The sequence below is a fragment of the Rhodococcus sp. IEGM 1241 genome, assembly GCF_033142365.1.
In the GTDB taxonomy this organism is placed as follows: domain Bacteria; phylum Actinomycetota; class Actinomycetes; order Mycobacteriales; family Mycobacteriaceae; genus Rhodococcus_F; species Rhodococcus_F erythropolis.
Genome location: NZ_JAWLSE010000033.1, coordinates 1 through 10258, shown reverse-complemented (window position 1 = coordinate 10258; position 10258 = coordinate 1). Strand labels below are relative to the sequence as shown.

General features: G+C 57.7%; 9 protein-coding genes and 2 pseudogenes. 4 read left to right on the top strand and 7 right to left on the bottom strand.

Annotated elements, in window-relative coordinates; all coding sequences use genetic code 11:
- Positions 1–288 precede the first annotated feature (288 nt).
- The 3 genes from R4P70_RS32235 to R4P70_RS32225 all read left to right on the top strand — a co-directional run bounded on the left by R4P70_RS32235 (position 289) and on the right by R4P70_RS32225 (position 1909).
- Positions 289–447 carry a hypothetical protein gene (locus R4P70_RS32235; protein WP_317833768.1) on the top strand — a complete coding sequence of 53 codons (159 nt, stop codon included), beginning with the start codon at positions 289–291 and terminating at the stop codon, positions 445–447.
- Positions 448–577: 130 nt separating this feature from the next.
- Entirely contained in the window at positions 578–838 is a 261-nt protein-coding gene (locus R4P70_RS32230) for a hypothetical protein (RefSeq protein WP_317833766.1), read from the top strand.
- A gap of 405 nt (positions 839–1243) precedes the next feature.
- Positions 1244–1909, top strand: coding sequence for a hypothetical protein (locus tag R4P70_RS32225; protein WP_317833764.1), 666 nt, complete (start codon positions 1244–1246; stop codon positions 1907–1909).
- A 141-nt stretch (positions 1910–2050) separates the two neighbouring features.
- Here the strand turns inward: R4P70_RS32225 and R4P70_RS32220 are convergent, their stop codons facing one another.
- The 6 genes and pseudogenes from R4P70_RS32220 to R4P70_RS32195 all read right to left on the bottom strand — a co-directional run.
- Positions 2051–3019 carry a hypothetical protein gene (locus R4P70_RS32220; protein ID WP_317833762.1) on the bottom strand — a complete coding sequence of 323 codons (969 nt, stop codon included), beginning with the start codon at positions 3017–3019 and terminating at the stop codon, positions 2051–2053.
- A 314-nt stretch (positions 3020–3333) separates the two neighbouring features.
- Positions 3334–4233 (bottom strand): hypothetical protein, encoded by a 900-nt coding sequence (locus R4P70_RS32215; RefSeq protein ID WP_317833760.1) that lies wholly within the window; start codon positions 4231–4233, stop codon positions 3334–3336.
- Positions 4234–4685: 452 nt separating this feature from the next.
- On the bottom strand, positions 4686–5159 hold the full coding sequence (locus R4P70_RS32210; RefSeq protein WP_317833758.1) for a hypothetical protein: 474 nt from the start codon (positions 5157–5159) through the stop codon (positions 4686–4688).
- A gap of 551 nt (positions 5160–5710) precedes the next feature.
- Positions 5711–6517: a hypothetical protein gene (locus R4P70_RS32205; protein WP_317833756.1), complete on the bottom strand. Its 807-nt coding sequence runs from the start codon at positions 6515–6517 to the stop codon at positions 5711–5713.
- A 517-nt stretch (positions 6518–7034) separates the two neighbouring features.
- Positions 7035–7406, bottom strand: coding sequence for a hypothetical protein (locus R4P70_RS32200; RefSeq protein WP_317833754.1), 372 nt, complete (start codon positions 7404–7406; stop codon positions 7035–7037).
- 291 nt (positions 7407–7697) lie between these two features.
- Positions 7698–8154, bottom strand: a pseudogene (locus tag R4P70_RS32195) (type ISP restriction/modification enzyme); the annotation flags it as partial.
- Positions 8155–8403: 249 nt separating this feature from the next.
- Here R4P70_RS32195 and R4P70_RS32190 point away from each other — a divergent pair.
- Entirely contained in the window at positions 8404–9360 is a 957-nt protein-coding gene (locus tag R4P70_RS32190; protein WP_317833752.1) for a hypothetical protein, read from the top strand.
- A gap of 696 nt (positions 9361–10056) precedes the next feature.
- Here the strand turns inward: R4P70_RS32190 and R4P70_RS32185 are convergent.
- Positions 10057–10258, bottom strand: a pseudogene (locus R4P70_RS32185) (hypothetical protein); the annotation flags it as partial.

Genomic DNA, 10258 nt, shown 5'->3' with positions numbered 1-10258 from the left:
CGAGCATGAGCGCGAGGTTCGCGCGCGGGCCGGGCAATCCTGAACGCTCCTGCAGATAACTCCACAGTTCATCGCCGTCCAGATCCGCGAACGTCATGGGCGTCCTTTCCTCAGTACACCCAATCCTGTCAGCCCGGATCTACACGCGCAGCATTTCCGATCAGTGAGCCGGTAGGAGGGACGTCTCCTGCGCCGCGCCGTCCTCTGCGCCGATCTGGACGATGTTTCGCGGCAGGAATACGGCTGCGATCGCACCGAAACGCCAGTTCCGCCGAAGTGTTCCGCGAAATGATCACTGAGCCAGGCGATCACATGCTCAAGGCGACAGTCGGCCGGCGCGAGCAGTTCGCTCAGGCATTCAGCCTCCTGATCGAAAACGCAGCGACCACCGCCTACGGCGATGCAGTAGAAGAGCTTTTGGAAATCGGAACCGAGGATGCGGCATGAGTAACGCCAAGGACCGGATGCGCGGAAGCGCTGAGCGCGCAAAACCCAGCCATCACTGGCGTCGCCGAAATGCCATCACCTCAGCCGAATTCAATGACACTCCCACTGTGCGCCGACTCGCCTGGCCCCTGTGGCGAGAACCATCGGAGCCGCTCACGGCGCCGCTGTACTGCACGAAGACATCGACATCACCTCCCGCATCGAGGACCTCGTCGCAGCGCACTGCACGGCACATTTGGTTGACCGCATTTCATGCCAGAACGCGAAAACCACAATGAAATTCGGGGGACCGTCGATCATGCACACGATGCGATCAGGCTACGGCGCACCTGAACCCGAATCCGCTACGCAAGCATTAGCCCAGGTCGAAATCTTCATCACCCACCACTAAGCTCGCGGGGACCTTGTCTTCCAGAAACGCGTCGAAGCGGCCCGCATCACCGAAGACCTACTCGCCGAACTCCACAGCGAAGCAGTCACCCTCTTCAAAGCGCTCAAAGGATGCGCGGTGCGCATCACGACGACTCCCTCTTGCGTCGTCGATGAGGACAAGAAATATGTCTTCGCTGCGAGACCTACGCCAACGCGCAGGCTCTTCCATTATACTCAACATCGTACAGCGATCGTCGAGCTCGACGGAGCGATCTGCTTCACCCGGGGTGCATCAGATAGACCAGAAAGTGCGGGTCTGTCGTCGTGAGGGTTTCGCCGATCAGGATTCTCGGGGGTGCGCCGGGAACTTATGCGCGTGTTACTGCCATCTCCCAATGTCGGCTCACACGTATAAGTTCACGAGGTGCGCAACCAGAAGATGAAGTTTCCGGCGTTTCGCGTCTGGCAGCGGGCACATATTCGAGATCCCCATATCGAGGACTTGAACGACCTGGTCGATGACATCCGCGACACATACGGCGAGTTCGTCCCGTATGTGTCGCCTGAGTTCGGTGGCCGGCGTGCAAGAGTCCTATTTTTGCTGGCTTCTCCAGGGATCATGACCAACGACGAGGACGACAACGCGGGGTCTGGATTCCTCTCTGTCGAGAACATGGATGTCGCGGCTCGGCGGCTCGCCGAGGCGATGGAAGAAGCCGGATTAGGCGCTGATGACTGTGTCGGCTGGAACGTGTGCCCTTGGTACGTGAAAGGGCTTTCCACGATGAAGGTCGCGGAACGTCGACCGTACCTGTTGAGAGGGAGTCAGTTTCTTACCGCTTTGATTGTCCGACTGCCCGAATTGCGGGTTGTCTTCACCTTCGGTGAGGATGCTTCCGAGGCTTGGGACTTGTTCGCGGCGACGTTCAAGGGCACAGCGGCGTCACTGGAGAAATTTCATCATCGCAGTACCGGACCAAGTGGCTATCGAGGGAGTATCGAACAGCACGAGGTATGGAGTCGTGAACTCGCCGAAAAGATGAGGGAAGTCAAAGCCGCTGCCGCTGGTCCAGATCGAATCGAGTGGTGACCTGTCCTGTTGAGGTCGGATCGTCTACCGATGTATCGATCTTCTGAGAGACCTAAAAACAGCCCCTATGCAGCAACCACGGCAATGAAACACCGGTTGTGCTGGCAGTAAAAAGTCGGGGAGGTAAGGGAACAACGTCGCCTACAGCAGGTCGTCTGCCAGGCCCAGAGATGGCACTAATGTTGCGATGTCGATGATCTCGATATGCGCAGCCAGCCCAGCGGTGAACTCGGCGACGGTGAACTGCGCGGCGGGTCCGAAATTCTCTTCGAATCGGCGTCGAGTGTGAGGCGAAGAGCGCCCCAAGGCCCACTCGGCGGTTGATCGTGAGGTCACCAAGAACTTCTTCGGAAGCGGCCCGACGACGAACATCTGCGCATGCCGTTCCGTGGGATCCAACGCCAGATGAACTAGATCAGCAAACACACCTCGCTTGCGCATGGTGTCAGCGCCCTTCCACTGCGAAACCTTGAACTCGGCGATGCGCCGATCGGTCTCGACATCAAAAGGCCTGCTGGGGTCGTTTCCAGCGCCGAGTGATGGCCTGGCCGTGACGGTCTCCCCAGGTTCGAGGATCAGTGGCAGACATCGCGCAATGACGGTGGCATGAATGACGTCGTTGAGCCGTCCGACATGCTGACGAACGGCGAGGGCTGCGTCGAGAAGATCCTCGCTGAAATGAAAGCGTTCGACGGTGTCAGCGCACCCGATCATGTCCGAGCCGGCGAATGCCGCCTCAGCGGAGGACAGGTGCTCGGTGAGCTGATTCGTGGTGAGAAAATCCAGCAGAGTGGAGAACGATGCCGACAGATGGGTGTAGTCCGCCTGCGGCCCACTGGGGTCAGTGTCTGTTTCGGTGTGCCGCTCCCCGATCCTGGTTTGGTAGACACTGGTGGTGAAGCCGATTCTGCGGAGACGCGCCAGGGCGGCATGAGAGGTGAAGCTGGACCGGGGGAGGTCGCTGATCAGCTGGTATGCCTGCTTTGGTGGATAACGGACGCCCCCGATGTCGGCCCAGTGTTCTCGGATCGGTTCGGGTACAGCCTGACTGACGACCTTTATTGCGGACTCAAGGGTTTGCTGGGCCCGAGGCTCCCGTTTTTCCATCACAGCGATGAGTCAAGCAGGCCATTGTGTAGCTGTTGCGGGGCGGGTCATCCCATCGGCGGAAGGGCTCGGCTTCCGATCTTGCTTGAGCCCACAGAGGTCGGGTGCAAGCTCCGCCGTAACAGTGGTGAGAGCGATCCGATCGATGTCGAAGCTGCCGCACGCGCTGTCCTCGCTCGCAACCAACTCGCCGCACCCACACGCGCGACGGGCATTGGAGTCTTTACCTCCCGAGAACGCCGTCCAATTTTCAACCACCACAAACTTACGATCAACCACGGCAGAGACTTACACATCTCTAGGAAAAGCGAATTTGTCTACGGCAACAGAGCGTTTAGGTAGTCGCCACGCACCTCAGCCAAAGCGGAACTGCGAGCGACTTCGGCTTGGTGAATCTCATCTGTGGACGATTTGATGTTCGATGATCCCTCAACGTCCCGCCCGGATTTCGCAACGAGTTTGTCCATCCGCTCGTCGATTCCGGCGCTCTTGCCGATACGACGGATTGTCTGCGTCTGAATCTGTACGGCGCGCAGTCGATCACGGTACTCGGATAGTGAGGTGATTCGCTCCATCACTGGCTGAACAACATTGGTATCTAGTTCCTCGATGTGGCGCAGCCACAGTTTTCGGGCGTGTTGGATCTCAGGGGTGTCACCGATCGGTTCGCTACCGATATCGACTCTGACTGATGCGACATCAAGCAGATGCGTGGTGATGCTCGCAAGTTCTTTGTCGACGTCGACAGGTCCGGTCGCGGACGTGAGGAAGGCTTCCACCGCGATATCGTGAAGCGCCCGAATCTCTTGCACGATAGACGATGCAACGCTGATCACGGCCCAAAAATGCCGCCGCAATGGATCAGCAAGCGCCTGTTCCCTGTGCCGCTCTGCGGTTCCAAACACATAAGCATTCTTGATCTCGTACCAAAATCCCAACTCGTCTTTTCCGAGAGCCCACACAGTGACCTTCTTGTCACGGGGAACAGGATTGCCGGTGTGAATGTCAATCTTGCCGTACCAGTAGAACCGATTGACGTACTTGTGACGGGCTTTTCCTTCGGGAAGTAGTGAAAGTTCCACGGCTTGCTGCGCGTATCTGTCAGCCGGCCCGAAGACGGTATTGGCAATCAACTCAGCATCTGCTTTCTCAACTAATCGAATAATTGCGGAAAACCGATCGCCTCGTCCGGAGGAGCGGGAGACAGAGTCGTTCAAGGTCGAAGTCCTTTCGAGTGCCGGCCCGCGACCGCTAGTACTCATTTGTCGAAGTACCAACTTTGGGCACATGCCACTCTATCGCTCAGGGTCTGGTCTTTCGGAGCCCCTGTGTCTTAGCTGCCGTGTACAGCTTGCAAGTAAGGCCGTGCGATTTCGCATGGAAGCGGCCGGAGATTGAGAGGACAGAGTCACGGGATGGAATTCATCACGTCTGCACGGCAAGCGGAGGAGGCAGCTGACGTCCGAAAGACAGCCAGTGTCAGGAGCCTCCGAGTTGCGCAGTCCCGGAAGCCTTTTCGTTGCTCCAATTCTCGGGATGGCTTCACCGGATAGGACTCAATGGCCTGGTCTGCCGGATCCGGACCAAAACCGCTACTGCGTAACAGCGTGCCGGCAGAAGTTGTACGCGTTCTGCTTGGACACGCTTCCATTGCGACAACAGTCGACACTTACGTGCACCTGACCGTCGAGGACTTCAGAACTGCCCGGATAGCTGAATCTGCGGCATCGAGAGTTGCAGGGTCACCGGGATACGTCTTCATAAGGTCAACCACAGTCCGATCAAAACTGCCGTGGGTGCGCAACACGTCCCATGTGATCTGGAAATACTTGGCAATAGCCTGTATGTGACCGTCGAGGGCGTAGTCGCGCACAGCTCCAGCGATGAAGACCAGGCCATCCCCGTCGCGAGCTGCGTTGCGTTCATGCCACGGATCAACCAACAACCATTTCCCCGGCAAATCCGGGTAGAGACGCATCGCGCTGAGCACCAGATCCGGCAACAACATATGACGATCAATCACATCGACAGCGATCCCGAGAACCTGGGCGCGAAGTTCCTCTGGAATCGCCTCGAGCGACGTCAACCTCATATCGAACGCGGGTGACCCCACGGGAAACAACGGTGGGTCGAAATCTGCCATGGCTTCCTGCAATCTCGCCAAACCGGCAGCCGCACGGTCACCTCCTAGCGCTGATAGGCAGACAGGCCAAAGAATATCTGGAAGGTCATCCCGTAGCTGGTCGAGCACTTCAGTCGGGACCGGCATGCTCAACAACGGTGGCACGAAGACCTTGCCACGCCGGGTATGGTCACCAAGTGCATGCACCCACGCGGTTCTGCCCGCGCATGTTGTTCGACATAAGCGGACTCTAAGTGATGTCCCCGGACACCAATTACCAAATGGACCTCAACGTCAGCTGGATTATAGTCCGACGACTTTTCTGCGAGCAATTCGATTCGGTTCCGCAAAGGCTTAAGCAGTATGCCGGCCATCGCCGCAAATCTCAGTTTCCGCTCTCTCGGGTCCCCCACTACCCTGCCTTGGTGGCAGGCTAACTCTGGCAGGAGCGGTAACAAGCAAAAAAGTCGTGTGGCTGGCCCAGCTAACGGTGAGCGCATTGTGACTGCCAAGAGTGCCCGGCTACTGCTGCGGACAGGGTTGCGAGCACGACGTGCTCAGTTCGTCGCCGACTACGCCCCACCCTCCGAATGCTCGACAACGTGCCATCGCACGGAATCCCAGTACCATCCGAATCCGTCCTCTGCCATCAACCACAGATGCGTGATCTCCGCCGGCAACGTAGGTTCGCGTGGAGGGAGCTGACGCGCCCGTAATGGTTCGGTGTAATGCTGGTAGTCATTTGAGAACGCCGTGCCGACCACCGGTGAAGGTACCTTCTCGATCCGGAGGAAGAGACCACCATAGGGTTGGCCGTCCCGCAAGCCCACCTTCCGACGAATGCCCTTCTGATCCTTGTCAGAACGAGCGAGCCATTCCTCGACCATCTCCAACGTAACGAGAGGATCGGTTGGCCCGACAGTGCTCCACTGGAAGCTGCACAAAACCTGAGCTGGACATGGGTCGCGATGGCGCTCCACACTGATCACACCGCCCACTTCCGCCAGCTGCAGCGCAAGCTGTTGAAGGTGAGGGTCCCTCTGGTAACCCGGCCTAAGTGTCTCGATGTCATGCTGCTCGAGAGCCCTGAGAACCGGCACTAATCGTTCCCGAACCGGCTTCAGGCGCGCCCCATAGGCGAGAAAGACCAACCACGTTCCTTCCAACGATGAATCGTCAAATCCGTCGCCGAGTTCCTTTTTGAAGGTCGCCTCACTGACCTTGAAGTCACTATTGGTGATCGTGCCAACTTCCAGGATTCCCAACTGTTGTCGGGTAAGGTCAGTAGAAGGGCGATCGAACACATTGTAGTCGACCATCTCGTTTACAGACCCGTCGTCATTGGGATCCAATGTTACGCGAGCATGTGCCTCGACCACCGATCGTGCCCACATTTCCTCACAGGGCTCGCCCTTAGCTCGCCTAGCTTGTCGGACCATCTCTAGCTCCTCCGTCGTTCTACCCCTCCAGCGCCTAGGACGCGATTAACCACTGCCCACGCAGCGGAAATTGAGAAGACCCGCCATCCAAACGCCGAACTACTTAAGTATTGATTGCACACATAACCACCTCTTAACGAGCTATTCGCATGAAGAGTTCCCCGAGCACGGCTCCATTGATACATCCACTGTCGGTGCCTCAAATACTGTTACGTACGCGGTCATAGCTCACCGAGGGCTTCGGGCTGCTGGACGCGATGCCAACCGCATTGGCATTAACGAAGTGTCGGTTATCGAACTTGCAAGGTGACAGTTGGCAGTGAATAAGGCAGGTTGATGACTGCGCCCCTCGCGAAACGCCTTCACGAAGACACCACTCGCTCCTCAGTGTTCCTACAAACGACGCCGCCCCGACCCTCAAACGAGGGTCAGGACGGCGTGTGTCGAGCAGGATTAGCTAGTCGCGCACTTCAGCGCCTTCGAGCAAGGCATACAAGGCCTTGAAAACCGGCGCAGGCGTTATTCCATAGTCCAGCCGTTCGATGGTCATATCACCCTTATGAAAGTAGGTTTCGATCACAACGATGCCGCCGTTTTCCACAAACACTGGCAGGGAGGAGTGGCCACCTCGCCGTGGAAATTGATGCGTGTAACCGGCATCCCCTGGTCCAAATGTCTCCATCAGCTCGAAGACTGGATGGAAGCCCTCGTAAAACCGCTCGGGATGCATATCGGTACGCTCACTGGGCGATAGGGGGCGGCTCGTTGGCGGCCCCAATGCCTCGAAAAGGGCATGCATAGCCGAAAGAATATGACTGTTGTCGACCACGTTCTTGCTCCGAACTTAGGTAGGTGCCTCAGTGACGTAGCGTGCACGGCCACGGCAATAAGGACTTGGATCGTTCGCTACTCTATCAAGCAAGACCCTCAAGCGCGAAATGTCTCATCGAGAACGAAACCGCCCCACCCACGCGAAAGTCGGGGCAAGCCACTGTGACCTGCCAGCATCAGCTGAGCGACACCGACCCAGACTACGAAGCCTAGTAGATCCTTCCGTTGCGATATCGATAAGGAACTAGTATCGAAGGTGGCAATTTTCAATTACCAAGCGCTCCAACTGCTATGCAGGGCTACTCACTCCGAGGGCGTCGACGACCTTCATTGTCTCGACCGCCACAGTGGCAACACGCTTGATCAACTCGACAATGTAGGTCGGATCACTACGTTAATCGCACCAATCATTGAGGTCGTTGACGATGCCCGACGCTTTGTCGGTCTTGACCTGGTAGCGGTCGATGATCCATGCCAAGGTCGACCGGGAACCGAGCATGTACCGCTCGGCATCCTCTGGGATGCCAGCGATGGTGACCTTCGGGCTGTAAGACGAGTGTGGTGCGGTCGTCTACATTCTTGCCGGTCTCGGGGTCTTTCTTCTTGCCCCACTCCATCTTTGACACCCGCCACGTCTCACCGCCCGCGTTCGATGATCCTGACTTGAGTTGTACGTCAAGGGGATACGGATCGACGCTCTCGTAGTCGACGTGCAGATCTGACAGGCGGCGACCGACGGTGCGCAGCGCTCCAAGACCTCCAGGCCAGAGCACCTATCAGCGGTCAGCGGATCAAGTTTCATACGAAATCCGGAGATTCGACACCACAAGCCGCTCGTCGCCACGCGCGTGATGACCGCGAGCCAGGGAATTGAATTGCGCGCCCTACCGAACCTGTCCGACTTCGCCGATCGACATCACTCGACCACCTGGACTGCCAGGGGCAGAACTCTGCTGACGTGTGTGAACGTCAGCACCACCCGGTATCTTCGCTCCATGCCGGACATCAAAACCCCAGCCTCGGACCGATTCGTTCCCGACGCAGTTCGTCTACACGAGTTGGTGAGGGCGATGCCAGGTTTCCCGATGCACCAACACTTTGACGCTCTGAACAGGGCCTCAAGGGTGTTCGCGGGAAACTCCACAGAGCTCTATAACCTCGTCGTGAGGTTCGTAGGAACCGATGTGATGCCGAGTCAGATGGACGATGACTACGAGCATGAACTAGTGCGCCTATTCCACAATTACCTGGCATCAATCGGCACACTTCGCGACGTCCAGCGCGCCATTCACCGAACCATTTGGCCCATGAAGGCCAAAGACACTCCCTCCGAATGGGAGATCATGGTCTATTCACCTAAGGTGACAGAGCTCCTGGGGGCGGGGGAGATCAAGTTCCTCCAGGACCTGCGAAACTATACAGTCCACTACGCGCTGCCGGTGCCGAGCGGAAGTACGCACATTAGCCAGAGTGGGGACGGCCCGTGGACACACGAGAACAGGCTGAGGCTGGAGAAGAAAGTGCTATTGAGATGGAGCAAATGGACCAGTCCAGCACGCAAGTTCATTGAGACTCAACCAAACTGGATCGACTTCCTACCTGCCATCGAGAAGAACTCAGTCGCGGTACGAACATTCTACCAGTGGTTTTGGGAGACAATCGAAAAGGAGTTGTCGCCCGAATTTACGGACTTCAAGTTGTCGATGATGGAGCTCGCGCTGTATCAAGCCGAGGAGAATGCCTCGCGTGACTGGAGAATCGCCCTGGCACAATCGGATGACGACGATGCACCACCTACCGCTAATCTGCGGCGCAACCTGGCCAACGCGCGGCGACAACGTTGGGCTCACGGCAGCCGTGGGTGGAGGATATTCGAGGTGGGTACTAGCAACGACGTATCCGAACAAATCAACGAAGATCCCTGGGGGCTTCCGCCGCGTTCGAGGTCCTGAGTCCACGGAGCGACCTGCCCCGAAGCACCGGCGTCGTGTCGGTTCAGCGCCGTACAAAGCCGGCTTCGCACTCTCCGTGGTGGCCTTGGCCTCGAACTTCGGACTGACTTGGATCCGTTGGCCCCGCCTCACTGTGACAATTCCTCCCGCGGTCTACTCGTTCGCCAATTTCGGAAGTAACGACGACCCGCCCCCGGTACGGTGCAGCCGAACAGTAACTCGGAACGTCATCTCCGCCCAAGCTGCGTACCGAAACGGCGGCTCGTAGGCGCCTACTCAGTCGGAATTCTGAAGCGGCACGACGTTTCGACAAGCATCCACGCATTCGACACAGTTGACGAATGTCTCATACGGACCACGATCGGGCACCTGCGGGCGCGTCGGCGACACTGTCCACGACATGAACATTAAGTACGGACCACATCAGGACCACCTCGACTGGAGATAAGTTTCGAGAAGGAAACACCAGAACACAATTCGTGTTCTTCTTCGAACTCGCCCGCCACGCCGGGTACGAACTCGACGTCACGCAGTTCACCGAAAACCGGTCACTGCGAGCAAAATTCGTTCACGCACGCTTCTACAATCAATCCACCACCCGAGCAGACCGCCTGGAAGTATTGCTGGACAAAGCGCTCACCGACACCCGGCCGCAGGTTTCGGCGGAGTCCGCCGAAAGCGGTGAACTCGGCGAATTTACGCGCACCGCCCGCCTGGCTTTCCCGGCACCGCCGATAGTTCCGGATCCGTGTCGCCTATCGCCTGAACGGCCATCGCGGCAGCTTCACGTGCACGCCACGACGGACTGGTGGTTGCCTCCATCAGGCTGTCCAGAACAGCCTCGTCGCGCGAACGAACGAGAATGAATCCGAGCCCGACGATCCCACAACAGCGGATG

Excerpts from the sequence above, each read along its gene's own strand:
- R4P70_RS32235 (WP_317833768.1), top strand. The coding sequence starts at position 289 with ATGATCACTGAGCCAGGCGATCACATGCTCAAGGCGACAGTCGGCCGG.
- R4P70_RS32210 (WP_317833758.1), bottom strand. The coding sequence starts at position 5,159 with ATGGCAGATTTCGACCCACCGTTGTTTCCCGTGGGGTCACCCGCGTTC.
- R4P70_RS32190 (WP_317833752.1), top strand. The coding sequence starts at position 8,404 with ATGCCGGACATCAAAACCCCAGCCTCGGACCGATTCGTTCCCGACGCA.